Origin of the sequence: Halorubrum kocurii JCM 14978, assembly GCF_000337355.1 — an archaeon.
GTDB lineage: Archaea > Halobacteriota > Halobacteria > Halobacteriales > Haloferacaceae > Halorubrum > Halorubrum kocurii.
Window position 1 is genome coordinate 78,380 of the sequence record NZ_AOJH01000043.1, and the last position, 25,753, is coordinate 104,132.

Sequence of the window (25,753 nt, forward strand, 5' to 3'; positions counted from 1 at the left end):
CGCCGGGGTCGGGTCGCCGCACCCGACCGACGGTCCGCTCACCAATGATCCGCTCATACCTCTCGGCCGCACGGAACCACGCCGGTATCGAAACCCAGCGCCTGCGCCTCGCGCTCGCGCGGTCGCCGTCGGTCCTCGACGCGTCGCCGCCGGACGGCGCCGCGTCCGGCGACCTGCACGTGCTGTTCCTCTGTTACGGGAACATCTGTCGGAGCCCCCTCGCGGAGCGGTACCTCGACTCGGTCGCGGAGGACCGCGGGATCGACGGGCTCTCCGTCGACTCCGCCGGGCTCCGAACGACCGCCGGGCGCGCCAGCCCGGACGACGCGGTCCGGGTCGCCGACGAGCTCGGCGTCGACCTCTCCGACCACCGGTCGAAGCCGGTCACGGCCGAACAGCTCGACCGGAGCGACCTCGTGGTGGTGATGGACCTGCTCAACTACCACGACCTCCGCCGCGGTTTTGGGGACCTCGACGACAAGACGCGGTTCCTCGGGGTCTTCGCGGGCGAGGGGTACGAGATCAGCGACCCGTACGGCGAGGGGCTCGACCGGTTCCGCACGCTGTACGCCGACGTGGTCCGCTCGGTGGACGGGCTCGCCGAGGCGCTGGAGGGCGCGCGATGACCGACGACCGGCCGGCGGCGGTCGTCCCGGCGATCGGCACTCAGAGCAGCGTCGTCGCGGTGCGGTCGCTCGCCCGCGCGGGCGTCGCGCCCGTCCTCGCGTCCGACGGCCAGCGGTCCCCGGCGCTCTCGTCGAAGCACTGCGCGGAGGTCGTCGACGTCCCCGACCCGACCGCATCGATGCGGGGGTACGCGGACGCGTTCGTCGACCTCGCCGCGCGAGACGACGTGATAACGATCCTCCCGCTGCGCGAGGCGGACGCGTACGCCCTCGCGTCGCGACGCCGGGAGCTCTCGGAACACCTCGACCCCGTGTGGCCCGGCTTCGACGCGCTCCGGAGCGCGCAGGACCGACGGACCCTCCTCTCGGTCGCCGCGGACCTCGGCGTCCCGGTCCCGCGAACGCGGCTGCTCACCGACTGGCCGGCCGACGACGACGGCCCGCTGGTCGTCAAGCCGCGGTACACCATCCTCGTGGACGAGGACGGGCGGGGCTCTCGCGAGCCGGACGTTCGGCTCCTCGACGCCGGCGAGCGCCCGCCGGTCGAGTCGGTCGTCGACGAGATGGGCCACGTGCCTGTCACACAGGAGTTCGTGCCGAGCGACGGCGAGTACGGGTTCTTCGCGCTGATGGACCGGGGCGAGCCGGTCGCGACGTTCCAGCACCACCGAATTCGGAGCTTCACCTACACCGGCGGCGCGAGCGTCTACCGCGAGGCGGTCGATATCGACGCGCTGCGCGAGCACGGCACCGCCCTCCTCTCGGCGCTCGACTGGCACGGGCCGGCGATGGTGGAGTTCCGGCGCGACGCGCGCGACGGGAGCTTCAGGCTCATGGAGATCAACCCCCGCTTCTGGGGGTCACTGGCGCTACCGGTGCACGCCGGCGTCGACTTCCCGCGCCACTACGCCGCCCTCTCCCTCGGTCAACGCCCCGACCCGGCCGCGGTCGAGTACGAGGTCGGCGTCGGCTCGCACCTGCTCAGCGGAGAGCTCGCGTACCTCTACAACGTGCTTCGGGCCGACGGCCACGGCGACCCGCCCCCGATCGGGGGCGAGGTCGCCGCGCTGGCGACCTCGCTGTACCGGAACCCGAACTTCGACCTGTTCTCGACGGACGACCCGCTGCCGTTCGCGGCCGCCGCCGCCGGGATGGCTGCGACGCTCGGGTCGCGGGTCGCCGACGCGGTTCGTCGGTGAGCGCCGGGGCCAGTCGCGGTCGGTGAGCGCCGCGATCAATCCGCTGCGTACATCCCGAGCGCCCAGTGTCTGCCGGTGAACACCGCGCTGTTGGCGACGTTGCCGTCGGCGACGCAGAGCCATCGCCCGTCGACGTACCACGGGTCGAGGTGGTGCATCCGCCCGGAGTTCCACCCGACGCGCGCACCGGTCCCCTCCAAGACCGGCGACTCCGGTCGCTCCTCGTCGGCGTAGGTCTCCGGCCCCAGCGCCGTGATCTCGAACGCGCGGACGGCCTCGCCGTACCGTCGTTCGCAGTCCTGGAAGAAGACGACGACGCCGTCGGACCCGACGACCGGACGCCCGCCCGGCCGGGACGCGGCGGGCCGACCGGTGACGACCGGGTTGTCTCGGTGGGGCTCCCAGTCGTCGGCGACGAGCGAGTCGCTGTGGTAGGCCCGCAGGCCCGCCGCGTCGCCGTCGCCGACGAGCAGCCACCAGCGGTCGCGCCACCGGAAGACGACCGTGTCGTCGGTGCGGTGGTCCGCCGACACGAGCGTCGCCCGAGGCTCCCAGCCGCCGGGGAAGTCGGTCGCCTCGTAGAGCCGGATCGCTCGCCCGTCCGACCCGCCCTCCTCGGGCACCATGTAGCGGGTTCCCTCCCACTCGAACACGTAGGGAAACGAGAGGTGTTCGCCCGTGTTCAACACGGCGCGGTCGTACTCCCAGCGGAGCCCGTCGGGGCTCGTCGCGTGGCCGATCACGGCGTCCGGGTCGCGGGCGTAGTTGCACACCTCGAAGAACAGGTGCCAGCGGTCCGCTCCGGGGAGCATGAACGGGTCGGCGACGAAGTCGACGGCGCCGAAGTCCGTCACGTCCTCCGCGGTGAACGCCGGGTTTCTCGCGGCGGCGATCTCGGTGGGGGTCAACGGGAGGTCCGCCTCGTCGCGCGTCCCGAGTCCGAGGGAGACCGCCGGCGCGGCGGTCGCGGGGTCGACCGCGGACCGGTCGACCGCGGCGGCGTCGAGGTCGGGGCGCAGCAGGTCCGGGATCGTGTGGTTGACCAGCTTCCCCGCCGACCGCGCGGCGTCGGCGACGAACGGGACCCGCCGGAGCGTCTCCAGCCGGTCGCTCATCGGGTCGCCTCCCGTCGGTCGCTCATCGGTAGCGTTTCCGCGCGTACGCCGCCAGTTCGCCGAGGTCCGGCGGGTGGTACACGGGCCCGAGGTCGTCGACGATCATCGGATCCTGTCTCTCGTCCTGGACGGCCTCGACCGCCTCGGCCAGCTGGCCGGTCGACCCCTCGTACAGCTCGCGGCGGATCTCGTCGAGGGTGTCGCAGTCGGCGATGTCGACGTCCCGGTACGACCGGACAACCCCGGCGTCGAGGTCGTCGGTCAGCGACTGGACGATCGTGCCCGCGGTCTCCTCGTCGTGCATGTACTCCCAGAACCCGGCGGGGCCGCCGCGGTAGGCTCGGGGGTCGCCGTGGTGGTAGCTCAAGACGCCGTACTCGGTGGCCGAGAGCAGCGATCCCCGCACCAGCCCGAAGCCGCGACGGAACACCACGTCCGACCGCGCCCCGATCTCCGAAACCACCTCCTCCGGGACCTCGTTCCAGAGCCCGCTGACGTTGGTCGGGTACGTCCGGATCCACTCGACGTTGTCGACCCCGGTGAGCTCCGAGATGTGGACCGAGTCGTCGTATCGCTCCGACCCGCCCCCTCGGGGTCGCAGCGCCGACGCGATCCAGTAGGCCGCGTACGCCGGGTACTTCACGCCGCGTTTCACGTTCCCGCTCCCGAGCAGCCCCGCGTCCTCGTTGATCACGACGAGGGAGATCTCGGCGTTCGTCTCCGCCAGCATCGTCTCGATCGCCTCCGCGACCCACCGCTCGGTGTGTTCGCCGTCGAACAGCAGGCAGACGCGGAAGGGGGCGTCGTCGCCGGTCGCGGTCGCTCCGGTGACCGCGCTCTCCCACGCCGTCGCGATCGCCTCGGGGCTCGCGTTCTCTCCGGTCGTCACGGGCGCTTCGCCGGTCTCGGTCTCCCCGTTGGTCTCGTCCGTCTCGACCGTCGCCTCGCCCGGCGAGACCGTCGCCAGCCCCGCGAGGAGGTCGGCGAAGAACTTCGTCGCCCAGTTCGGGTACCGCAGGTAGAGGTAGCCGCCGACGTGCGGGTACGACCCCGGGATCGCCCCGCGAACGGGGTCGGGACCGTCCAGCGACTGGTGCCGCTTGAGGAACTCGGCCGCGGTCCGGGCCGCCATCGCGTACTCCGCCTCCCCCGTCAGCTCGTAGAGCCGGAGCCACACCAGCCCCATCTGCGCGTTGCCGGTGAGACAGTGGTACCACGTCCCGTCCCAGTCGGCGTCGTACCTCCCCGTCAGGGCGCCGGTGCGCCGCTGCAGCTCCAAGAGCACGTCCGCGGATCCCCTCGCGGCGTCGATCAGCTCGTCGTCGTCCAGCCGGACGCCGCCCTCCAAGAGCCCCCGGATCGTGTACGCGATCGTGTGGAGGTCCGGGTCGTCGCCGGCGACGAAGGCCGCGTTCTCGAACCAGCCGTTCGGCCGTCGGCTCTCGAGCGCCCACTCGAGGTTCCGTCTTGCGGCGTTCCGGTACGTCTCCGCTCGGTCGTCGAGGACCGAGGCCCCCTCCAGTAGCGCCCACGCGATGCGGGTCGTGTAGGCGTGCACCTCGCCCTCGTAGTCGTACCGCCGCCACGCACCGTCGTCGTCCTGCGCGACGACGGCCCAGTCGCAGGCGGCGCGGACCGCGTCTGCGTACGCCTCATCGCCAGTCCGGCGATACGCCTCGACGAGCCCGAAGACGGCCTGCCCGGTGTTGAACACGTTGGGCTCGCCGCGCTCGCCGGTCCCCTCGGGGAAGCTCCCGTCGTCCCGCTGGACCGACAGGAGCCACTCGGCCATCGCGGTCGCGCGGTCGGTCGCCTCGCTTTCGGGGTGGTCGTCGCCGTACGCGTAGAGGGTGGGGACGACGTAGCCGCTCGTCTCCGGGTACGGCGGCTCCCACCCGAGCACGAGGTTGTACGTGGCGGCCGACCCGCCCCCGCCGGTCGCGTCCTGGCTTCGGAACAGCCAGTCGATCGCCGCGGACAGGTGCTCCTCGTCGCTTCCGGTGTCCGCGAGCGCCGGGAGCTGGCGCCGCGCCGCGTGGGCGGCGGAGCGCCCCCGAGCGACTCCGGCTGAGAGACTGCGTGAGACGCCGCTAATACCGTCGAACATGTCGGTTACGAGCTCGGACGCGGCCGGTCGTCGCGGTCCGCCGTCCGGGTTCGGTCGCCGCACAGAGGTGGTTCCATACCTGTGGCCGTCGGCCCGACCGGCTATGTATATACGTCTGCTAATCCCACCGCGCGCCGCGTCGGAGCGCGTGCGGCCGGGAAGCGTGCCGACCGCCGGTCCGACGTGATGGCCGGTCTCGGGAGTTCGCACGCCCGTTCGGGGCGTTAACCGCCGGATAGTCTTGTCCCGTCGCCGCCAACCGCCGCTCAATGTTCGATGAGTCGTCCCCCCGACACCGGGCGTGGGGGTTCTCTCTGGATCTGTGGCTCGTGATCGCGATGACGGTCGCCGTCTGGGGGTTCGTCCTGTTCGGCGCCGCGTCCAACCCGCTGCAAGTGGTCGCCGGCGCGCTCTTCGTCGTGTTTCTCCCGGGATACGCGTTCGTGGCGGTGTTGTTCCCGTCCCGTTCGACCGAGTCGAGCAACAGCCTGTCCCGGATCGCGCTTCACCGCGAGCGGCCGAACACGATCACGGCCACGGAGCGGATCGTGTTCTCGCTCGGGACGAGCGTGGTTCTCGTTCCGTTCCTCGGCGTCGTCGCTCACTTCTCGGGGTGGGGAGTCACCGCCGAGACGGTCGTCGCGCTCGTCGGCGCGCTGACGGTCGGATTGTCGCTCGCTGCGATGGCCGTTCGCCTCCGGCTTCCGCGCGATCAGCGCTTCGGGATCGCGTCCGTCGCCCCGCTTCGACGAGTGTACGCGTGGGTGTTCGGCGCGGACGACGGCCGGGAAGTGGCTCTCGGCGCCTTCGTCGTGGCGGGCCTCCTGATCGCGGCGGTCGGGATCGGCGGCGCCGCCGTCCTGACCCCAAACGGCGAGCAGTACACGGAGCTCTACCTCCTCAACGAGGGAGAGAACGGGACCGTGGCCGACGGCTACCAAACCGACCTCGGGCCGGGAGACACCGGGACGGCGGTGCTCGGTGTGACCAATCAGGAGGGGCAGGAGCGCACGTACACCGTCGTCGAACAGGTCCAACGGACGGACGGCACCGGCGCCGGGGCGTCGGTCGTCGAGACCGACGAGACGGACCGGTTTGAGCTGACGGTGGAACGGGGTGAGACCGTCGAGCGCTCTGTCACGTTCGAGCCCACGCTCCGCGGCGGCGACGTGCGAGTCGCGTACCTGCTGTACGTCGGCGATCCGCCGGCGGACCCCGACGTCGACTCGGCGTACCGAACCACGCACCTGTGGATCGACACGGACGAGTGACCCCATCGGGACTGGTCGGGTGACCCCATCGGGACTGGTCGGGTGACCCCATCGGGACTGGTCGGGTGACCCCATCGGGACCGACGGCGGGCCCCGAGCGCTCCCGCGTTCAGATCACCGAGAGGACCTGCCGGTAGACGACGTAGCCGAAGACGAGGAAGCAGACGCCGGTGAGGAGGCGGAGCCACCGCCACCACCCCGGCGACTCTCCCGTGGGGTGATACAGCTGCGTGACGGCCAGCAGGCCGACGAAGCTCAGCGTGAAGAACGCCTCAACGGAGAACAGACCGAGCAGGAGCGTCGCACCGAGGACGAAGAGCATCCAAATCGTCTGCGTCGTGGCGACCTCCTCTAAGCTGTACGCGTACACGCCCGACGCAACGGCGTCCTGGGTCGTTGTTATACTCGTCATAAGCGCCCCACGCGGGGGTCAGCCGGGCGGACAGACCGACGACGTCGACGGCTCGGACGCGACATTCCGGCGGGAGCGGCCCGCGGCTCCCGGCTTGCGGTTATCCCCAAGCGGTCCCCCGGTGGGCCGGGTCGGTTTCCCGGTGCCGTCGGCCCCGCCGCGCCCCTCGTTCGCGTATTAGCAGTGCCATTACTACGACCCGAACGGCGGTGTACTGTGACGAACCGCTCGCACGGGCCTCCCGTTCGGAGACCGGTGGTCCCGTCCGGGCATCTCCACCACTACCATGGATCAGCCATCTCGAACGACGATCAGGGCGCTCGCGGCCATCGGAACGCTGTGTCTGCTGGGGACGGTCGGGACCGTGATCCTGACGCCGCCGGCCTCCGGGTACGAGATTTCGATGTACGAGGCGTTCCCCGGGTACTTCTGGGCCCTGCTGATCGGCGTGTTCTGCTTCGGACAGCTCACGGTCCTCTCCAGCGCCGTCGCCGGCGAGGGGGACGACGGCTGGATCGCCGGCGTCGGCCTCTTGGTGATGGCCAGCGCGACTCTCGTCCTCCTCCCCGCCGTCCGCGGGTACCCGATCTACGGCCGTGCAGACGTGTTGACCCACATCGGACTGATCCGCGACCTCGAGACCATCGGCATCGCCGACAACATCTATCCGCCGGCACACATCATGACGCAGGCGTTGGCCGGTGCGACCGGGATCGACGTCGGCGAGGTGGCCAACCTCATTCCCGTGGTGTTCACCGTGCTGTTCTTCGGCGCGAACGCGCTCGTCGCCGTGCACCTGTTCGAGCGTCGACGGGCCCTGTTCTGTCTTCCGGCGGTGCTGTTGCCGATCATGGGAGCGAGCTTCCTGATGGTGATCCCGTTCCTGATGAGCGTGCTGCTGGTCCCGCTCGTCCTCTTCCTGTTCCTCAAAGAGCAGGAGACGCAGGCCGTCAAAATCCGGATTCTGCTCATCCTAGCGATGATCGGCGTCGTCGTGTACCACCCGCTGACGGCGGTGTTCCTCCTCGTCGTCGCCGCGATGTACAGCGTGCTCGGCCGGACCCCGATCCCGTCGGCCGACTGGTCGCTGATCCCGAACGTCACCTCGCTGACGATCGTGGTGTTCAGCGCGTGGTACATGCAGTACGCGGGGATCATCATCCGGTTTCGGAACATCGCCAACGACTTTCTCGGCCAGGCCCAGAGCGAATCCCAGCTCGACGCGACCGTCCAGACCGTCTCGTCGACCGGCCCCGACCTCGCCGACATCCTCCAGATCGCGATCCTCCAGCGGGGCAGTGAACTTCTCATCTACGGGTTCGCGGCGCTGTTCCTCGCCGTCGTCGGGCTGACGTGGTACCGGCACGGCGACCGCCCGGACGTGTTCCGGCTCCTGTTCCTGCTGACCGCGATGGCGTTCGGGGGGATCGCGACGGTGTTCCTGACGACGGACCTGATCGCGGGATACGGGCGGCCGCTGCTGTTCGGCAAGGTGTTCGCGGTGCTGTTCGTCGGCGCGCTCTTTCATACGCTCTGGGCGGGCGCCCGGACGTACCGCGGCCGTCTGGCCGTCTCCGGGTCGTACTCGCTCGTGTTGTTCGTGTTGGTGTTCCTGATCGTGTTCAGCATGTTCGGGTCGCCGCTGGTGTTCGAGCGCAACTCGCAGGTGACCGACATGGAGATCGAGGGCTCGGAGTGGCTGTTCGAAGAGCGGAACGAGGAGCTCCTCATCGAGGAGCGGGGGATCTACCACTACCGGTACTACCACTACCACTACGGGGTCGACGACGAGGACCCGGGGATCCGGTGGGGCGGAGCGTCGCCGCCGGCCCACTTCAACTACACCGAACACGACACGCTCGGACGGAGCTACGACGACGACCGCTACATGATCCTCACCAAACTGGCCCGCATCGAGTACCAAGAGCGGTTCCCCGACTACGAGGACCAGTGGCAGTTCACCCCGGAGGACTTCGAGCGGGTGGAAACGGACCCGACCGTCCACCGGGTGTACGACAACGGCGAGTTCAACGTCTACCGCGTGAGCGGGACGGCCGATGCGGTCGACGCGGCGGATACGACCGATGAGACCGATGAGACCGATGAGACCGATGAGACTGATACGGTCGACGAGACCGATGGGACCAATGAGACTGATACGACCACCGAGACCGATTCCGGCGGCAACGAGCCGGCCGCGACGGCGAGACGCACGGGAACGAGGGTGATCCGAGCGTCCTGACCGGTTCGGTCGCTCGAACCGTTCGTCCGGCTTCTTGAACCGTCCGCCGAGGCGCTCCGTCGTGACCGGGGCCCAGCCCCGACGACCGGGGCCCCGCGTCCGATCGACGAGGCCGCGCCGTTCCGCGGCGTTAGCCCGAGACTAGTCAAAGGAACCGTTCCCGTTGTCCGGGGTATGTCGAGAGCAATCGGGGTCGGCGGGCGGCAGATCGGCGACGACGCCCCGACGTACATCATCGCAGAGGCCGGAGTCAACCACAACGGGAGCCTGCAGCGGGCGAAGCGGCTCGTCGACGTCGCGTCGGAGGCCGGGGCGGACGCGGTGAAGTTCCAGAAGCGCAAACTCCGGGAGACGTATCTGAACGAGACCGTCGACGACCCGTCGCGCTCGGAGATGGGCGTCCAGTACACCGTCTCGAACCTCAAGGAGGTCTCGCTGACCGACGGGGAGTTCCGCGAGCTCGCGGCGTACGCGCGGGACGCCGACGTGCGGTTCCTCTGTTCGCCGTGGGACGAGGAGAGCGTCGCGTTCCTCGAGGGGCTCGACCTCTCGGCGTACAAGGTCGGTTCGCCCGACATGACGAACTTCGTCCTCCTCGAGCGGCTCATCGAGACGGGCAAGCCGCTGCTGGTGTCGACCGGGATGTCCGAGGCCGACGAGATCGACCGGACGGTGCAGTTCCTCGAGGAACACGACGCCGCCTACGCGCTGTTACACTGCCGGAGCACCTACCCGGCCCCGTACCACAACCTCAACCTCGCGTTCATCGACGAGCTCCGCGATCGCTACGACGTTCCCGTCGGGTACTCCGGGCACGAGCGCGGGATCGCCGTCACGACCGCCGCCGTGGCCACCGGCGCCGCGGTCGTCGAGCGCCACGTCACGCTCTCGCGGGACCTGGAGGGGCCGGACCACGCGGCCAGCCTCGAACCGAACGGGCTCGAAAAGCAGGTCCGCGACATCCGCAACGTCGAAGAGAGCATGGGGAAGCCGGTCCGGTACCTGACCCGCGGCGAGTACAACAACCGCCGGTCGCTGGGGAAGTGCCTCGCGACGACTCGGCCGATCGCCGCGGGCGAGACGATCCGGCGGGAGGACGTGACGGCCAAGAGCCCGTCGAAGGGGATCTCGCCGCAGGAGCTGTACACGGTCGTCGGGAGCGAGGCGCTCACCGACCTGTCCGCGGACGCTCCGATCCACTGGGACGACGTCGAGGAGGTCACCGACGAGGAGTACGACATCGACCTGGACGGGTGGGGGGTCGTCGTGCGGTTCGCCGACATCGACGAGCACGACTGGGGGGACCCGGACGTCTTCGAGTTCCGCGTCAACGGGGCGGACATGGACGCGTCGCTCGACCTCGCGGGGTACGACAAGGGGCTCGGGATCCACGCCCCGGAGCAGGTCGGTCACGACCTTGTCGACCCCAGCGCGCGCGACGAGGCGACCCGCGAGGAGGCGGTCGAGGTGATACAGCGCGTGATCGACCGCACGCGGACCGAGATCGCGCCGCACTTCGAGACGGAGGCGCCGCCGATCGTCGTCCACCCCGGCGGGGTCACGCGGGACCACATGCAGCTGGAGTCCGTCCCGGAGCTGAACGCGGCGCTCGAACGGAGCCTCGCGGAGCTTGACACCGACGGCGTGACGCTCCTCCTCGAGAACATGCCGCCGCTCCCGTGGATCTACGGCGGCCAACAGTACCACAACAACTTCATGCGGGCCGACGAGATCGCCGCGTTCTGCGAGCGTAACGACGCGAAGATCTGCTACGACACCTCGCACGCGAAGCTCTGGTGTAACTACGCCGACGTCGACCTGGCCGAACACGCCCGGACGCTCCGGCCGTACACGGCGTACCTCCACGTCGCCGACGCGGTCGGCGTCGACGGGGAGGGGATCCAGATCGGCGACGGAGAGATCGACTTCGGGCGCGCCCTCGAACCGTTCTCGGACTTCGACGGCCCGGTGATAACCGAGATCTGGCGCGGCCACGAGCGCCGCGGGAAGGGGTTCAAACTCGGCGCCGAGCGGCTCTCGTCGTACTTATAATCCCACCACGGTGACGGGGAGGGACCGGCCGGCTTCGTCACTGGCTCTGGCGCCGTGTCGATCGGACTCACCCGGTGCCCCCGGGAAGGTCCCGGAGGTCGGGGTGATCGGAGTGATCTCGGACCGTCGCGGTCCCCCGAGCGACGGCGCGCCGAGTCTCCATCCAGTCCGCGTGCCGCACCAGAAAGCAGACCGGTACCGATTCGAGGCCGAGGATCCGGGAGAGACTCAACCGGTGTTTCCCGCTCACGAGAAGCAGTTCGCCGTCCCGTCCCACGTCGACGATGATCTCCCGCTCGAGGCTCCTGAGGAATCCCACCTCGCGCTCGGCCGGCGGCGTGCGCTTCCGGTAACTGAGGCAGCCGTCTCGCCGGAGGCTTCGGTACACGTCCTCGAGGTGCGAACACCGCTCTAACACGTCCTCTGGCGACGAACAGGCGTGCCAGACGTCGCTGCGACCGGCCTCGATGTACTCGACCGCGCGGGTGACGAACGCGGTATCGCGCCACGGGACGCCGTCGACGAAGTGCGACTCCAAGGCCCGGTACAGCAGGCCGTCTTCGATCCGCTCGGCGTGAAAGAGGTCCTCAGGCGGACCGCCGTAGGTGGGTGCCGCGTCGTGGGGGCGCCGGTCCCACTCGCCGTCCATGACGGCCCCGAACAGCGCCCGGCGCTGCCGCCACGGAGGGTACCACCGCCGCGTGAACCGGCGGATTCGGTCGGGATCGACGCGCTCTATTTTAAACGGGTCGGGCGCCGCCGCGTCGACGTCGAAGTCCGTCGGGTACCGGTACCGGTACAGGCGCGGGGCGACCGTCCAGTAGAGCGGTCTCGTGAACCGGTGACCGACCGACGCGTCGAAGACGATCCGACCGACGGCCGCCTGAGCGGCTGCGGACGGGAACGCGGAGAGGGCCCGACTCCAGACGTTTGTGACGTCCACTATCCCGAGAGCGGCGGCTGCGGTATTTGTTATGGCTCAGATAACTCGCTCGACGGCCCGAGCTGACTGACGCGGAATCGCGCGAACGTGCGGTTCCCCACCCAAGAGGGCGGCCTCCCGCGCCATCTGCGCCGATTTGTAGCTGCGTAACTAAGTCGATCGTTCGAGAGGACGCGGTATGTCGAAAACGCGGCGGGCGCTCGAAGTGCTGAGAGACGAGGGGGTCGAGTCCCTGTTGCGGCGGACCGCGCTGTTCGGGAGAGACGCCGCCGGAACCGGTCTCGCGGCCGCCAGACAGCGAGTCAACCGGACGAAGTACCGCTTGTCCGGAGACGAAACGCGACTCATGGAGGAGGACTGGGACGCGTTGGTCCTCCTCGACGGCTGTCGGTACGACCAGTTCGAGCGACTCAACACCTTGCCCGGCGAGCTCGAGTCCCGCGTCTCGCTCGGGTCGACGACGAAGGAGTTCCTCAGGGAGAACTTCGTCGGCGAGACGCACTGGGACACGGTGTACGTCACCGCGAGCCCGATGCACAGAACCGTCGAGATGGACGACGCGTTCCACGACGTCGTCGACGTCTGGCGGACGGACTGGGACGAGGACCTCCAAACGGTCCCGCCGGACGCGATGGCGGCGGCGGCGATCGAGGCCCGCGAGCGGTTCCCGGAGAAGCGGCTCCTCGTGCACTTTATGCAGCCGCACTACCCGTTTATCGGCGAGACGGGTCGCGCCATCCCGCACTCCGGCTACGAACGCACCCGGCGCCTCGTCGAGACCGGAACGGGGTCTTGGGACAACCCGCGGATCTGGAGTCTGGTGTGGAGCGGCGAGGTTGACGAAGCCACCGCTCGGCAGGCCTACGACGAGAACCTGGAGCTCGCGTTCCCGCACGTCGAACGACTGCTCGACGCGTTCGACGGTCGGACCGTCGTCACGTCGGACCACGGAAACCTCCTCGGCGAGCAGGTCGCGCCGCTTGACGGCCCGCGATACGGTCACGCGTACGGGCTGTACGTCGACGTGCTCCGCAAAGTGCCGTGGCTGGTGGTCGAGGGCGGGGGGCGCATCCGGGCCCGGAGCGAAGCGCCGGCCGAGAGCACGACCCGACCGTCGGCGGCCGTCGCCGAGCGCCTCGCTGACCTCGGCTATCACCAACGCGCCTCGGACCGGGACGCGGGGGATTCAGGGGCGACTCGGCGGACCCGCGAGCCGACCGACCGCGACCCCACGGCATCCCGATGAGCGGGGAGCGATCGCTCTCCACGCCCGTCGCGCTGTTCGCGTTCAATCGGCCGGACACGACGGCGCAGGTGTTCGAGCAGATCCGCGCGGCCGAGCCGCCCGAACTGTGTCTCGTCGCCGACGGACCGCGCCCGGACCACCCCGACGACGAGGAGAACTGCGAGGCCGTCAGGACGGTCCTCGACGGCGTCGACTGGGACTGCGAGGTCCACCGCCTGTACCGAGAGACGAACGTCGGGATGCCGGAGGCGGTGTACACCGGGCTCGACTGGGTGTTCGAGCGCGTGCCGGAGGCGATAATTCTCGAGGACGACACGGTCCCGAACGCGGACTTCTTCCGCTTTTGCGAGACCATGCTCGACCGCTACCGCGGCGACGCCCGAGTGATGATGGTCAACGGGACGAACCGGCTCGAGACGTGGCGAGACGCCGACCAGACGCACCACTTCGTGACGTGGCAGGACGTCTGGGGCTGGGCGACGTGGCGCGACGCGTGGCGCGAGTACGACCCCGACATCGACGCGTGGGGCGATCCGGAGGTCCGCGCCCGCATCGCCGACCACGTCGCCGACGGCGACCGAGCCGACTACCACGCCGACCTGTTCGACTCGCTGTACGAGGGGCGGGTGACGGGGTGGAGTCGGGCGTGGCGGTTCGCGATGTTCCGGAACGGCGGCCTGTCGGTCGTCCCCGCGCGGAACCTCGTCACCAACGTCGGCTTCGACGAGCGCGGCCACTACGCGACGGACCCCGACTCGCCGCTGGCGGGACTGCCCAGACGCGACCTCCGGGGCCCCTACGAGGAGCGAGCGACGGTGATCCCGGACCGGGAGTACGAGCGGGAGTGTTTCGACCGGTTCCGCCGGACGCACCCGGCGCTCCGCGCGCTGTCGCTCGTCCCGAATCCGGCGCTCGCGCTCGTCCCGAACTCGCTCAAGCGAACGGTCGCGGACCGGATCACATGACGGACGATTCGGGGCTCGCGACGCCGGTCGCGCTGTTCGCGTACGACCGGCCGGACGCGACGAGGCGGGTCGTCGACCGGATCGCGGAGGCGGAGCCGCCCGCGGTGTACGCGATCGCCGACGGCCCCCGCGACGACCCGGCGGAGCGCGAGCGGTGCGCCGAGACCCGCCGGGCGATCCGCGACGCCGACTGGGGGTGTCCGGTCCACACGCTGTTTCGCGACTCGAACGTCGGGCTGCCGGAGGCGGTGTACACCGGGCTCGACTGGGTGTTCGAGCGGGAGCCCGAAGCGATAATCCTGGAGGACGACACCGTTCCGAGCGACTCCTTCTTCCGGTTCTGTGAGACCCTCCTCGACCGGTATCGGGACGAGCCGTCGGTGATGATGATAAACGGGACGAACCGGCTCGGATCGTGGCGGGACGACGAGCGGGACTATCACTTCGCCACGTTTCAGGACGTCTGGGGCTGGGCGACGTGGCGCGACGCGTGGAGCGAGTACGACCCCGACATGAGCGCGTGGGTCGACCCCTCGGTGCGCGAGCGGATCCGAGCGACCCTCGGCGACGACGAGCGCTACGCGTACTACGCCTACCGGTTTCAGCGGAGTTACGACGGCGTTTCCCCCGCGTGGAGCCGGATGTGGCGGTTCGCGGTGCTCGCGAACGACGGGCTCTGTGCGGTCCCCTCGCGGAACCTGATCACGAACGTCGGCTTCGGTCCGCGGGCGGTCCACACGACCGACTCGGCCTCGCCCCTCGCCGCGCTCCCCCAGCGAGAGGTCGAGTTCCCGCTCACGGGCCCGAGCGACCTCGAACGGGACCGGGAGTACGAGCGGACCTGCTTCGAGCGCTTCCGCCGACCGCCCCTCTCGGACCGCGTCACACGGCGCGTCGCGTCGCTGTCGGTGTGGAACCGGGTTCCGGAGTCGGCTCGCCGCCGGCTCCGGTCGCTCGTCGGGTGAGGCGGCTTCGGCCGTCGCCATTTATAAGGGGTCGTCGGTCTCGCCGGTCAGCTATTTATAAATGGCCGTCGGTCTCGCCCGTCAGCCATTTATAAGCGGTCGTCGGCCTCGCCGGGGAGCGCCTCGACGTTCCGGGTCGCCAGCTCCGCCAGCTCGTCCGCGCGCTCGCGGAGCCGCCGCCGGAGCGGCTCGCCCCGGTCGACGTACTCCTCGACGAGCGACGCGATCTCGGAGACGTGGCGGTGGAGGGCGAGCGCGTCGAAGGTGGGCGCGTCCAGTTCGAGGTGGTCGACGAGCCCGGCGGTCTTGTACGTGTTCGCCGTCAGCGTGACGACCGGCGTCCCGCCGGTGGCGGCGTAGATCCCGGGGTGCCACCGACCGCCGACGTACGCGTCGGCGTTGCCGAGGACGTCGATCGCCTGCGTGACCGGCGTCCGCGGTCCGATCAGGGGGAGGCCGAGCTCGTCGGCGATCGGCCGAAACAGCCTGGCGTCAGTCGGACACGAGGCGGTCAGCACGACCGGGGCGACCCGGCGCTCGAGCCTCCGACACAGGGAGGCGTACGCCGGCTCGGGGTCGTACTGCGGGCGGTCGGGGCGGTCGAATATCGAGCTGCCGCCGACGCAGACGTACGGCTCGCGGGGGTCGAACCCCGCCGCCGAGTCCGGCCAGACGCCGTAGTACTCCTCCCGCTCCGCGACGCTCGCCCACGCGTCCCGGTCCTCGATCGGCCGGCGTCTGAACGCCGCGTCCGCGCCGAGGTGATCGCCGACGGCGCCGGGAAGGAACGCTTCGCACGCCTCCGCCGACCGCGGCTCCCGGAAGACGACGTCGTCGAGCAGCGGGTAGACCGTCGCGACCGCCTCCCTGACGACGGGGTCGCTCACGTCGGCGGTGTGGTTGACCAGGGCCGTCGGCGTGTCGAGGTGCTCCGCGGCGACGTACGCGAGGAACAACAGCACCCGCCCCTTGCGTCGGCGGTCGTAGACGCTCCCCTCGCCGTTGATAACCACCGCGTCGCACGCCTCGATCGCGTCGCGCTGGGCCGCGAACAGCTCGCCGTCGACGACGCGCTCCGCCGCGCCGTCGTACTCGTCCACCGTGAGCGGCACGGCGTCCCAGCGGCTGGTCAGCGACTCGTACCGCTTCCACGCCTCGCGCCTGTCGCCGCCGGTGGTGAGCCGCAACGCGCCGAGCGTCCGCCGCCGGGCGTCCGTGACGTCGCCGGCGACGCGCGCCATCCAGTCGGTGACGCCGGGGACGCGCGTCAACAGCCGGTCCGAGTGGTGGAGGTCGTCGAGGTACGCGGTGTCGCCGATCGTCGCGCCCGTCGACTCGACGAGCGAGCGGAGCGCGCGCGTGGTCCCGCGACACCCCCAGTTGCTGCTCGTCGTCGTGTCGTTGACGAAGTACACTCGCGGGTCAGACATCGGCGACGCTCGACTGGAACTCGGTTTCGCGCCCGATCGCCTCGACCAGCGCCAGGTCCTCCGGGGTATCGATCTCGAGGCTCAGCGGCTTCGGCATCACGTGGAGCCCGACGTCACCGCCGACCCGACACGACTCGCGCTCGAGCACGGCCGTCTCGACCGCGTATATCGACCCGTTCTCGCGGTACCGCGGGTCGAGCTCCTGCCGCATCGCCCGCTCGCTCGGGTCGTAGTTGATCGGCTCGGCGCCGTCGTCGGCGTCCGGGTCGTCGCGCCAGTAGAACCCGTGGTCGCGACGAACGCTGAGCGCGCTGTCGTACCCGTCGTCGNATGTCCCCCTCGCGGCGGAGCGGCGACGTGCACTGTAACAGCACGACGACGGCCGGCTCGACGCCGTCGTCTCGCACCACGCCCAGCGCGTGGAGGAGCGCGTCCTCCGTCGGGGACCGGTCGCCGGCCAGGTCGTCGGGCCGGTCGATGACCGCCGCGCCGACGTCGCGGGCGACGGCCGCGATCTCCCCGTCGTCCGTCGAGACGTACGTCCGGTCGACGCGCTCGCTCCGGAGCGACTGGTCGATCGTGTGCGCGATGAGCGGCGCCCCGAGGAACGGGACGACGTTCTTCCGCGGGATCCCCTTGCTTCCGCCGCGAGCGGGGATGACGGCGACGACGTCGCCGCCGCTCTCGGAACGGCGGGAGTCGGCCGGTGCGCTGTCTGTCGAGAGGCTGTGCGTCCGGTCGTCGGCGGGTGTGTCGTCGGTCATGGTGTCGGGTCGCTCTCGGCGTCGTCTCGCGGGTCGTCCGGTCGGTCCGCGGTGCGGATCCGCTCAATCGCTCGCGGCACCGCTTCTAGGGCGGTCGGCTCGAAGATCCGGTCCGTGTCGAACGGCACCGTTCCCCGCGCCGAGCGCTCGGCGTCGACGAGGTCCGTCACGGACGCGACGGGCGTGGCGATGTCCTCGTCGACGAGCGCACGGAGCTTGGCCGACCCCGGCAGGTCGTAGAGGTACGTCCGGAGGCCGAATCGGAGCCCCTCGTACACGGCCGTCGAGTAGACGCCGACCTGAGCCGTCGACGCCTCGAACAGCTCGTACAGCGACCGGTCCGAGCCGTCCGCGACCGCGACGTCCGCGGCCGCGAGCCACGGGTACGATTCGGGGTACCGCGCGACCTCCGCGGGGTGGAGCTTGTACACGATGTCCGTCTCGAACGCGGGGTCGGCCGCGAGCGACGCGGCGAACCGCGACAGCTGCTCGCCGATCGCCCCCTGCGAGACGAACACGATCTGTTCCCGGTCGGCGGACCGCTCGTCGGTCGGCCGCTGCGACTCGATGTACGGGTACCCCACCGGGAGCACCCGCTCGTCCGGGATCGGGTACTCGACCGCGTCGCGCCAGAACCGGCCGTACACGAGGAGGTAGTCCGGGAACATCCGCTTCCGCCTGCCGGGGCCGGGGAACGAATACCCCACGTGGTACGGGTCTATCACGCCGTGTTGGAGCTCCGCGACGGGAACGCCCCGCCGCTTGCACGCCTCGATCTGGATGGCCCGCTCGCGCCCGTAACTCACCGTCACCACCGCGACGTCCGGGTCCATCCGGTCGAGGAGCGCCTCGTAGCTCGGGCGGAGCCGTCGTCGGGAGGAGAGCGAGTGTCCGACCATCTCGCCGACGTCGACGTCGACGCCGAACCGCTCGCGGATCGCCGCCTCGAGCCGGTCGAGCCGCTTCTCGTCGCGCGCGTCGAACGACCAGTCGCCCGCGAACCGGCGCCGCAGGTCGGCCAGCCGCTCGACCGGGTCCAGGTACCGGAGGTCGTCCGTCCGGGCCGGCCGCCGGTGGCCGTGCTCTCGGCCGCTCTCGAGAGCCGCCACGTCGCAGCCGAGCCGCTCGATGACCGGGTCACAGCGGATGTTCCACCACAGGCCGTCTTCGAGGCGCTTCCGGCGCGGGTGCGTGAAGAACGCCACGTCGGCGGCGGGCGTGAGGTACGGATTGCGCGTCGAGACGGACCGGAGCATGTCGGCGACCGCGGCGCGCGTCGACCCGCCGTCGTCGCGCTCGTGCGCCGCGCCCAACAGCCCGGTGCCTTCGAGTATCCGCTTGTTCACGTCGAACCGGACCCGCTCCCAGACCGGAACGCCGTCGATGAGCCAGTCGAACAGGTCGAGCTCCGCCTCCAGCTCCAGGAACCGCTCGTGAACCGAGCGGAAGGTCAGCTCGGTCGCCGACGAGGTACCGGCGGAGTCTGCGGCCGGACGGTCGGGGGCGGCGTTCCCGCTCATGAGCCGGCGACCCCGAGCTCGTCGTACACGCCGCGGAGGCGTTCGGCGTCCCGGTGCCACCCGTACGTCGTCTGCACCGCCTCGCGCGCGTTCTCACCGAACCGCCGCGCGGTCTCCTCGCCTTCCAGCGCCAGCGCCGCCTGCGCGAGCGAGTCCGGGTCCTCCGGCGGAACCACCACCCCCGCCTCCGCGTCGCGGACGACGCGGGCGACGGCCGTCGTCTCCGTCGCCAACACCGGGATCGCCCCGGCCATGTACTGAAACAGCTTGTGCGGCACGGTAGTGTTCGTGTGCGGCGTCGCCCGGTGCGGGACGAGCCCCACGTCGGCGGCCGCGATGTGTCCCGGGATCGTCCGCTCGTCCACCCAGCCGGTGAACTCGATCGCGTCCGAGACGCCGAGGTCCGCCGCGAGCTCCTCGAGGCGCCCTTTCACCTTCGACCGCCCGCCGACGATCCGCAGCGTCGCGTCCGGGACCGACCGCCGGAGGACCGACAGCGCCCTGATCGCCGTGTCGACGCCGCGGTGCTCGCCCGAGAGGGTGCCGGTGTACGTGAGCACGAACCCCTCCGTCTCCGGCGGGGAGAAGCGGTCGACGCAGTCGTCGAACCACTCGACGTCCACCGTGTTCGAGACGACGGACACCCGGTCGGGGGCGGCCCCGGCCTCGAGGTACCGCTCCCGCGCCTCCGGGACGACGGCGAGCGCGTGATCGGCCGCCTGCAGCGCCTCCGCGAGCCGCTCGTCCCAGTGCCGCTTGGGTCTGAGGACGCGCCGGGCGACCTTCGTGGGAGAGGTGAGCGTCTCGACGGGCGTGTCGCGGCGGCGGTACTGGACGACCGCCTCCGGGAAGTTCTCGTGGAGGTCGACCACGACCGGGACGCCTTCGGCGACGCCGAGCGCGGTCCGCGCCAGTCGGAGGTCGTGAACGTGGAGCACGTCCGCGCCCCCCGCGATCCGGTCGCGTATCCGTCTCGCCCACCGCGGGTACGTCCCGGCCGTCACCGAGCGGTAGGTGCCGCGTAGCTCCTCCATCGGCGACCTCGCGTCCGTGTGAACGACGACGTCGGCCCCGTCGACGGTCCGGCGCGAAACCACGTCGCCGTCGCTCGGCCGGGGCTCGCCCGCCCGCTCCGTGAGGACGCGGACGTCGTGTCCCGAGGCGAGGAGCGCCTTCGCCTCCTTTCGGACGCGGGCGTCCGGCGGGTACTCGCCTTCGAGGATCATACACACCTCCATCGACTCGTGGTTCCGCCCCGCCCCGCTTGAGTAATCAGTTAATAACCGATTCGCGGCCGCCGACAACCACTCGCTTACAAAGATGGCTATGTCCCCAGTTACGGGAAGAACGCCGTGAACCGACACCACTCGCGTCAGACCGCGGCCGGCGAGCCGAGAGACCCGGCCGACGAGCTTGGGGACGCGACCGATGGGTCGGCGGCGTCGGACGGGCGGGCCCCGACCGTCAGCGTCATCATCCCGACGTACGACCGCCCGGAGATGCTTCGCGAGGCCATCGAGAGCGTGCTCGCCCAGACGTACGCCCCGATAGAGCTCGTGGTCGTCGACGACGGCTCACCGACGTCCGCACGGCCCGTCGTCGAGTCGTTCGACGCGGACGCCGTGTTCCACCGGTTCGATCACAACCGCGGGGCCAACGTCGCTCGCAACGAGGGGATCCGCCGGTCGAGCGGCGAGTACGTCGCGTTCCTCGACGACGACGACCGGTGGGAGCCGCAGAAGCTAGCGCGGCAGGTCGCCGCCCTCGAGGCCGACGAGGACCTCGGCGTGAGCTACACGGGACAGCGTTACTCGGGCGATCGAACCAGCGTCAAACGGGAGACCCCCTCGATAACCGGCGACGCCACCCGCGAGCTGTTCGCCGGGCAGTACGTGATCACGTTCTCCTGCCTGCTGGTCCGTCGGGCGGCCATCCACGCTGCCGGCTACCCCGACCCCGAACTGCCGATACTCCAGGACCGCGAGTGGCTGTTGCGGCTGTCACAGCACACGAAGCTCGCCGCCATCGAGGAGCCGCTCGTCTCCAGGCGAGTCGGCGGCCACGAGCAGATCAGCGACCGCTACGAGGCGCTGCGCGACGTCGCGTACCCGCGGATATACGAGCGCCACCGGCGGGCCGCGAGCGACATCGGGCTGCGTTGCCGGCTCCAGTTCAAGGCGTCGTTGCTGGCGTGGATCGGCTCGTTCGCGCTGTACTCCGGGCGATACCGTGACGCTCGGTGGTACCTCTTCTTGGCGTACTGCCAGTGGCCGTTCTCCCTCCGCGTGCTCCTCCGACTGATCGTGGCTCTCGGCGGGCGCAGCGCCCACGAAGCCGGGCAGTCGATCCGGTACACGCTCAGTCGCGTCCGCTCCATCTGGACCCGAAGCTGAGCGGCGCGGCCCGCGGGTCCGTCGCGTTCGACCGGTTATGCAGTGCTTAGCGGCGCACCCGGCGGGCCGAGCCGATCGGCGCGGCGCGGAAGGCGGCGTAAACCTTTGTAGCCGATCGACGAGTTGCGTGTATGAACTCACTGGAATCCGTGACGCGGCTGATTCCCACGCGCGTCCGGCGCGCGATGCTCGGAACGCCTGTCGAGACCGCGTTCCGACAGGTTCAGAAACACACCGTCCCCCTGGTCACCGTCACCGCGGACTCCCCGGTAGGCCCGCTCTCGCTGCGCGCCCCGCCGGAGTCGATCCTCGTCGACCTCGTCCGGAGCAACGGCGTGTACGAGCCGGCGCTGACCGCGGCGATGGCGGAGGCGATCGACGTCGACGCCGTCGTGTACGACGTCGGGTCGCGGTACGGCTACTACTCCGCGCTCGCGGTGGCCGCGGGCGCGGTCCCGTCGAACGTCCACTGCTTCGAGGCGGAGACCATCGCCCACCACGTCCTCTCGGAGAACCACCGCGGCGAGTCGGTCGTGACCAATCGGGTGCGCGTCGGCGAGGAGAGCGGGCGCGGGCGGACGACGCTGGACGCGTACGCCGCGGCGCACGCGCCGCCGACGGTCGTGAAAGTCGACACCGAAGGCGCCGAGGGGGACATCCTCCGCGGCGCGGAGTCCGTCCTCCGGACCCACCGACCGGTGCTGTTCGTCGAGATGCACCCCCATCGCGGCGTCTCCGTGTCGCGGGTGGCGGAGCGCCTCCGCCACTTCGACTACGAGCTCTCCGCCTTCGTCGACCACCACGTCGACGAGTTCGCCGGCGGGGGCGGGGGCGCAGACGCGGAGTGGGACGCCGCCCGGGAGGGATGGCGACCCGTCGACGCGGTCGACCTGCCGTCGGACCGGACGTTCCTCCTGCGTGCGACCCCCGCCGAGGACGCGGCGGCGGCCGGCGAGCGGTCGCCGAGGCGGTAGTCAGGCCCGCTGGCTGGCGTACATCGACGCGTACGTCCCCTCGTCGGAGAGGAGCTCGTCGTGCGTGCCGCGTTCGACGATGTGGCCGTCCTCGACGGTGTAGATCCGGTCCGCGTCGGAGACCGTCGAGAGCCGGTGCGCGATCGCGACGACCGTCCTGTCGTCCGTCGCCTCTATCGACTCGTGGATGTCCGCCTCGAGATGCGAGTCGAGGTCGCTCGTCGCCTCGTCGAGCACGAGGAGGGGGGCGTCGGTCAACAGCGCCCGAGCGAGCGCGACCCGCTGGCGCTGGCCGCCGGAGAGCTGGACGCCGTCGTCGCCGAGGACGGTGTCGAGGCCGGCCGGCATCTCGCGAAGGAACTCGTCGACGCGCGCCATCTCGCACGCCTCGTCGATCTCGGCCCGAGTCGCGTCCCGCGCGCCGATGGTCAGGTTGAACTCTAGCGTCTCGTTGAAGATGAACGGGTGCTGTCGCACCATCGCGATCTCGGAGCGCCACGCGTCGAGGTCGAAGTCGCGTATCGGTCGACCGTTCGCGGTTATCCTCCCGGAGTCCGGCTCGTAGAGCCGCGCGAGGAGGGAGGCGATCGTCGACTTCCCCGCCCCGGACGGCCCGACCATCGCGACGAACTCCCCGCGCTCGGCCTCGAGGTCGACCCCCCGGAGCACCGGCTCGTCGCCGTACGTGAACGTCACGTCCTCGAAGGCGATCCGGTCGATGGGGGCGGGCGGCGCGTCCTCGCCGGACGGCTCCCGCAGGTCGTCGACGGTGTCGACGTGCTCGAACGTGCGGACCAGGTGCGGTAGGTTCCCCTCGATCGTGTACACGAGGCTGTTGATCGTACTCGCCTGTGGCGCCAGGCGGAACATCGCGAACAGGAACACCGCGAGCTCGCCGAGCGAGATGGGGAAGAACGTTAGCGCGAGGTAGATGATGCTGAACAGCGACACCGCGAGCAGAAACTGGTAGGCGTTGTCGATGAACGCCTTGTTCCGCGCGAGCCGCACGCTCGCGGAGACGTAGCCGTCGATGGCGTCGCGGAACCGGTCTTTCACCTCGCCGTCCATCCGGAAGACCTTGACGTCGCGGATCCCCTGTACGCCGCGCTGGACGGTGTTCTGGAGCCGCTCGTTCGCGTCCGCGACGCGCCCGCCGACGACGTAGCCCGGTTCGATGACGTTCCGAACGAGGTAGGTGACGAGCCCCAGGAGCGCGACCATCAGCACCGTCAGTTCCGGCGCGAGGTAGAGCCCGATAGAGAGGTACGCGAGCGCCATCACAGTCCGTTCGAGCGTCGACAGCGACTGCGTCAGCACCGCTGCCCCGTACTTGGTCTGCGTGATCACCGAGTTGATGATGTCGTCGGAGCCCATGCTGTCGAAGTACGACACCCGGGCGTCGAGCGTCCCTTCGAACGTCCGGCTCGTCAGATGGCGACGGTAGTCGTTCTGGAGGATCTTCCGCGCCCAGCTGGCGAGGAAACTCGCCGCGTACCGGACGAACATGACCACTGTGACGCCGAGGACCGCCGTCTCGAGCGTCAGCGGGGCTCCGACGAAGTCGTACGCGGTGACGAACCCCCTCATGATCCCGTCCGCGTTCTCGGTGGAGGCCGCTCCGCCCTCCGCGATCTCGACGATCGGTAAGATGAAACTCAAGCCGATCGCCTCCAACCCGGCGGCGAGGATGCTCAACACCGCGATCGCGAGCGTCCGTCTGGGGCGGTAGCGAGCCACTCTCACGAGCGCCCGCAGCTTCTGCCGCCCGGTGATGTTCGCTCGTTCGTCGTCCGAGCCTGCCATGTGGATACCGATCAACGACGGACGAGCACTATAGCAAATCAGCACCTAACGGGGCGGCTCACCGCAGTGCGCGGCGGCGCGCTCCCCGACGGTGGGCGGTCCGTCGCCGCCGAGCCGCCCGAACGACTCGGCGCTCGCGCGTCTGCCGGTAGCGCCCCGCGGAACGTCCCGTCTGCCGGAGATCGCGCCGGCGGGTCCGCCGGCGGATTCGACGCCGAGACCGACCGGTACGAATCGGTTAACGTCAGCCGCCCGTTCCCGCGCCGACGTCCGTCGCGTCCGGGACCGCGTCGAACCCGAGACCGCCGTCGGCGCGGTCCGGTTCCGTGAGATCGATGGCCCGGATGGTGAGGTTCTCGACCTTCCCGTCGAACGGCCCGTCCCGGTTCCCGAAGTTCGCGTACAGCGACACCGCGGACCGGGCCGAGCTCCAGTAGTGGATCCCGACGCCGAACTCCGCGCCGAACGAGCGGATCTCGTCGGCGGTCACGCTCGCGTTGTCCAAGATGGTGATGTTCCCCCTCGCGGTGCCGGAGCCGTTGTTTCCGAGCGCGGCGACGGCCCCGACCGCGTACTCGGTGTCGCGCCCGAAGCGGAACCCCTGAGCGCCGTTCGACTGGGCCACCACCCGGTCGAACCGCACCCGCGCGACCTCGCCGGTCTCCGTCGGCGTGTCGTTCCGCTGGTAGCCGATCCTGTCGTTGTCGGCCAGCCGCACCCGGCGGAACGTGGCCTCGAGCACCTGGCCGGTCGTCTTCGTGCCCCAGCCGTTCCCCTCGAGGACGCAGTCCTCGACGAGCGTGGTGCCTCCGGAGCAGTCGATCCCGTACAGGTCGCAGCCGGTGGCGTGAGAGGCCCGGACGACGACCGGCGGGAGGACCGGTCCGACCTTGTTGTACGTGTCTATCCCGAACCCGTGTTTCCCGGCGCCGCGGGCGGTACATCGCTCCGCGACGCAGCCGCCCTGGAGGAAGGTGAAACACTCGGTGTTGGCGTCGACGCTCCACACGTCCCGGAAGGCGACGTCGACGGTCGCGTCGTCGACGGCGGCGTGGGTCACGGCGAGGTTCAGCCCGTTGTCGTTGTTTCCGGGGTCGGCGGGCTGTTCGCCTCGGTTGCCGTCGACCGTGAGGTCGCGGACGACGTGCCCGGAGATCCCGTTTTCCGGCCGCCAGGCGAACGTCCCGTGGTTGCCCTCGTGGCCCCCGTCGAGCCGGACCACGGACGCCTCGCCCTCACCGCGGAACGTCACGTCGTCCGGGAGGTCGTCCCCGCGGATCTCGATCGCGGTCGCCCCCTCTTCGGTCCTGTCGTCCGCGGACACGAGCGTCGTCCCCGTCGGGAAGTACACCGTGCCGCCCTCGCCGACCGCGTCGATCGCGTCCCGGACCGCCCGCGTGTCGTCGGTCGTCCCGTCGACGGCGGCCCCGAAATCGCGGATGTCAACGACCCCTTCGGGGGGTTCCTCTTCCTCCGCATCCGGGTCGGGCGAGCCGGGTGGGGTCTCGTTACCGGTATCGCCGTCTCTCGCGTTGCAGCCCGCCAGCGCCGCGGCTGAGAGGGACAGGAGGGAGAGCGCGCGACGGCGAGATACCATTGGCCACCGTTCACGGCAGCGAGGCAAAGTTAGCGGGAGCCAAACGACCGGACCGCGGGTTCGCCGTCGCGGGTTCGACGCCGCGAGTCCGCCGCCGCGCGGTCGACACCGCAGGTTCGACGCCGCGAG

At 70.3% G+C, this 25,753-nt stretch carries 21 protein-coding genes; 10 read left to right on the plus strand and 11 right to left on the minus strand.

Annotated elements, in window-relative coordinates:
- Positions 1-44: 44 nt before the first annotated feature.
- Both C468_RS05815 and C468_RS05820 read left to right on the plus strand, forming a co-directional pair.
- On the plus strand, positions 45-626 hold the full coding sequence (locus C468_RS05815) for a low molecular weight protein-tyrosine-phosphatase (protein WP_008847946.1): 582 nt from the start codon (positions 45-47) through the stop codon (positions 624-626).
- A complete protein-coding gene (locus C468_RS05820; RefSeq protein ID WP_008847947.1) occupies positions 623-1,825 on the plus strand; it encodes a carboxylate--amine ligase in 1,203 nt (400 codons plus the stop codon). Before C468_RS05815 ends, C468_RS05820 begins: the two co-directional genes overlap by 4 nt.
- Positions 1,826-1,860: 35 nt before the next feature.
- Here the strand turns inward: C468_RS05820 and C468_RS05825 are convergent, their stop codons facing one another.
- Positions 1,861-2,940, minus strand: a complete 1,080-nt coding sequence (locus tag C468_RS05825) for a glucosamine inositolphosphorylceramide transferase family protein (protein WP_008847948.1) — start codon at positions 2,938-2,940, stop codon at positions 1,861-1,863.
- A gap of 22 nt (positions 2,941-2,962) precedes the next feature.
- Positions 2,963-5,047: a prenyltransferase/squalene oxidase repeat-containing protein gene (locus C468_RS05830; RefSeq protein ID WP_008847949.1), complete on the minus strand. Its 2,085-nt coding sequence runs from the start codon at positions 5,045-5,047 to the stop codon at positions 2,963-2,965.
- A gap of 269 nt (positions 5,048-5,316) precedes the next feature.
- Between C468_RS05830 and C468_RS05835 the strand changes: the two genes are divergently transcribed.
- Positions 5,317-6,318 (plus strand): DUF1616 domain-containing protein, encoded by a 1,002-nt coding sequence (locus C468_RS05835; protein WP_008847950.1) that lies wholly within the window; start codon positions 5,317-5,319, stop codon positions 6,316-6,318.
- Positions 6,319-6,427: 109 nt separating this feature from the next.
- On the opposite strand, the gene C468_RS05840 is transcribed toward C468_RS05835, so the two are convergent.
- Positions 6,428-6,730 carry a hypothetical protein gene (locus C468_RS05840; protein ID WP_152422880.1) on the minus strand — a complete coding sequence of 101 codons (303 nt, stop codon included), beginning with the start codon at positions 6,728-6,730 and terminating at the stop codon, positions 6,428-6,430.
- 286 nt (positions 6,731-7,016) lie between these two features.
- Between C468_RS05840 and C468_RS18355 the strand changes: the two genes are divergently transcribed.
- Both C468_RS18355 and C468_RS05850 read left to right on the plus strand, forming a co-directional pair.
- Positions 7,017-8,972 (plus strand): hypothetical protein, encoded by a 1,956-nt coding sequence (locus tag C468_RS18355; protein ID WP_008847952.1) that lies wholly within the window; start codon positions 7,017-7,019, stop codon positions 8,970-8,972.
- A 174-nt stretch (positions 8,973-9,146) separates the two neighbouring features.
- Positions 9,147-11,024 (plus strand): N-acetylneuraminate synthase family protein, encoded by a 1,878-nt coding sequence (locus C468_RS05850; protein ID WP_008847953.1) that lies wholly within the window; start codon positions 9,147-9,149, stop codon positions 11,022-11,024.
- Between the two features lie 67 nt (positions 11,025-11,091).
- On the opposite strand, the gene C468_RS05855 is transcribed toward C468_RS05850, so the two are convergent.
- Entirely contained in the window at positions 11,092-11,967 is an 876-nt protein-coding gene (locus C468_RS05855; RefSeq protein WP_008847954.1) for a hypothetical protein, read from the minus strand.
- A 178-nt stretch (positions 11,968-12,145) separates the two neighbouring features.
- Here C468_RS05855 and C468_RS05860 point away from each other — a divergent pair, with 178 nt between their 5' ends.
- From C468_RS05860 to C468_RS05870, 3 genes are read left to right on the plus strand one after another with little or no spacing between them, the layout of a single operon-like run.
- Entirely contained in the window at positions 12,146-13,213 is a 1,068-nt protein-coding gene (locus tag C468_RS05860; protein WP_008847955.1) for a hypothetical protein, read from the plus strand.
- The gene (locus tag C468_RS05865) at positions 13,210-14,178 is read left to right on the plus strand and encodes a hypothetical protein (protein ID WP_008847956.1); all 969 of its coding nucleotides are present in this window, start codon (positions 13,210-13,212) and stop codon (positions 14,176-14,178) included. Before C468_RS05860 ends, C468_RS05865 begins: the two co-directional genes overlap by 4 nt.
- A complete protein-coding gene (locus C468_RS05870; RefSeq protein ID WP_008847957.1) occupies positions 14,175-15,143 on the plus strand; it encodes a methyltransferase FkbM in 969 nt (322 codons plus the stop codon). The genes C468_RS05865 and C468_RS05870 overlap by 4 nt, the downstream gene beginning before the upstream one ends.
- A gap of 89 nt (positions 15,144-15,232) precedes the next feature.
- Here C468_RS05870 and C468_RS05875 read toward each other — a convergent pair whose 3' ends face one another.
- The 5 genes from C468_RS05875 to C468_RS05890 form a co-directional block, all read right to left on the minus strand.
- Positions 15,233-16,573, minus strand: a complete 1,341-nt coding sequence (locus tag C468_RS05875; RefSeq protein ID WP_008847958.1) for a polysaccharide pyruvyl transferase family protein — start codon at positions 16,571-16,573, stop codon at positions 15,233-15,235.
- A complete protein-coding gene (locus C468_RS18030; protein WP_008847959.1) occupies positions 16,566-16,721 on the minus strand; it encodes an N-acylneuraminate cytidylyltransferase in 156 nt (51 codons plus the stop codon). The genes C468_RS05875 and C468_RS18030 overlap by 8 nt, the downstream gene beginning before the upstream one ends.
- Positions 16,687-17,337 carry an acylneuraminate cytidylyltransferase family protein gene (locus tag C468_RS05880; RefSeq protein WP_008847960.1) on the minus strand — a complete coding sequence of 217 codons (651 nt, stop codon included), beginning with the start codon at positions 17,335-17,337 and terminating at the stop codon, positions 16,687-16,689. The genes C468_RS18030 and C468_RS05880 overlap by 35 nt, the downstream gene beginning before the upstream one ends.
- Positions 17,334-18,857, minus strand: a complete 1,524-nt coding sequence (locus tag C468_RS05885) for a hypothetical protein (protein ID WP_008847961.1) — start codon at positions 18,855-18,857, stop codon at positions 17,334-17,336. The genes C468_RS05880 and C468_RS05885 overlap by 4 nt, the downstream gene beginning before the upstream one ends.
- Entirely contained in the window at positions 18,854-20,083 is a 1,230-nt protein-coding gene (locus C468_RS05890) for a glycosyltransferase family 4 protein (RefSeq protein ID WP_008847962.1), read from the minus strand. Before C468_RS05890 ends, C468_RS05885 begins: the two co-directional genes overlap by 4 nt.
- A 126-nt stretch (positions 20,084-20,209) precedes the next feature.
- On the opposite strand from C468_RS05890, the gene C468_RS05895 reads away from it, so the two are divergent.
- Both C468_RS05895 and C468_RS05900 read left to right on the plus strand, forming a co-directional pair.
- Positions 20,210-21,250, plus strand: a complete 1,041-nt coding sequence (locus C468_RS05895) for a glycosyltransferase family 2 protein (RefSeq protein WP_008847963.1) — start codon at positions 20,210-20,212, stop codon at positions 21,248-21,250.
- A gap of 131 nt (positions 21,251-21,381) precedes the next feature.
- On the plus strand, positions 21,382-22,224 hold the full coding sequence (locus C468_RS05900; RefSeq protein ID WP_008847964.1) for an FkbM family methyltransferase: 843 nt from the start codon (positions 21,382-21,384) through the stop codon (positions 22,222-22,224).
- Here C468_RS05900 and C468_RS05905 read toward each other — a convergent pair whose 3' ends face one another.
- Together C468_RS05905 and C468_RS05910 are read right to left on the minus strand one after the other, a co-directional pair.
- Positions 22,225-24,027: an ABC transporter ATP-binding protein gene (locus C468_RS05905; RefSeq protein ID WP_008847965.1), complete on the minus strand. Its 1,803-nt coding sequence runs from the start codon at positions 24,025-24,027 to the stop codon at positions 22,225-22,227. It abuts the gene before it with no gap.
- 244 nt (positions 24,028-24,271) lie between these two features.
- On the minus strand, positions 24,272-25,624 hold the full coding sequence (locus tag C468_RS05910) for a glycosyl hydrolase family 28-related protein (protein WP_008847966.1): 1,353 nt from the start codon (positions 25,622-25,624) through the stop codon (positions 24,272-24,274).
- Positions 25,625-25,753 lie beyond the last annotated feature (129 nt).

Bases quoted from the DNA above. Each gene is read 5' to 3' on its own strand.
- C468_RS05815 (WP_008847946.1), top strand. From the start codon at position 45: ATGATCCGCTCATACCTCTCGGCCGCACGGAACCACGCCGGTATCGAA.
- C468_RS05820 (WP_008847947.1), top strand. From the start codon at position 623: ATGACCGACGACCGGCCGGCGGCGGTCGTCCCGGCGATCGGCACTCAG.
- C468_RS05825 (WP_008847948.1), bottom strand. From the start codon at position 2,940: ATGAGCGACCGGCTGGAGACGCTCCGGCGGGTCCCGTTCGTCGCCGAC.
- C468_RS05830 (WP_008847949.1), bottom strand. From the start codon at position 5,047: ATGTTCGACGGTATTAGCGGCGTCTCACGCAGTCTCTCAGCCGGAGTC.
- C468_RS05835 (WP_008847950.1), top strand. From the start codon at position 5,317: ATGTTCGATGAGTCGTCCCCCCGACACCGGGCGTGGGGGTTCTCTCTG.
- C468_RS05840 (WP_152422880.1), bottom strand. From the start codon at position 6,730: ATGACGAGTATAACAACGACCCAGGACGCCGTTGCGTCGGGCGTGTAC.
- C468_RS18355 (WP_008847952.1), top strand. From the start codon at position 7,017: ATGGATCAGCCATCTCGAACGACGATCAGGGCGCTCGCGGCCATCGGA.
- C468_RS05850 (WP_008847953.1), top strand. From the start codon at position 9,147: ATGTCGAGAGCAATCGGGGTCGGCGGGCGGCAGATCGGCGACGACGCC.
- C468_RS05860 (WP_008847955.1), top strand. From the start codon at position 12,146: ATGTCGAAAACGCGGCGGGCGCTCGAAGTGCTGAGAGACGAGGGGGTC.
- C468_RS05865 (WP_008847956.1), top strand. From the start codon at position 13,210: ATGAGCGGGGAGCGATCGCTCTCCACGCCCGTCGCGCTGTTCGCGTTC.
- C468_RS05870 (WP_008847957.1), top strand. From the start codon at position 14,175: ATGACGGACGATTCGGGGCTCGCGACGCCGGTCGCGCTGTTCGCGTAC.
- C468_RS05875 (WP_008847958.1), bottom strand. From the start codon at position 16,573: ATGTCTGACCCGCGAGTGTACTTCGTCAACGACACGACGACGAGCAGC.
- C468_RS05885 (WP_008847961.1), bottom strand. From the start codon at position 18,857: ATGAGCGGGAACGCCGCCCCCGACCGTCCGGCCGCAGACTCCGCCGGT.
- C468_RS05890 (WP_008847962.1), bottom strand. From the start codon at position 20,083: ATGATCCTCGAAGGCGAGTACCCGCCGGACGCCCGCGTCCGAAAGGAG.
- C468_RS05900 (WP_008847964.1), top strand. From the start codon at position 21,382: ATGAACTCACTGGAATCCGTGACGCGGCTGATTCCCACGCGCGTCCGG.
- C468_RS05905 (WP_008847965.1), bottom strand. From the start codon at position 24,027: ATGGCAGGCTCGGACGACGAACGAGCGAACATCACCGGGCGGCAGAAG.
- C468_RS05910 (WP_008847966.1), bottom strand. From the start codon at position 25,624: ATGGTATCTCGCCGTCGCGCGCTCTCCCTCCTGTCCCTCTCAGCCGCG.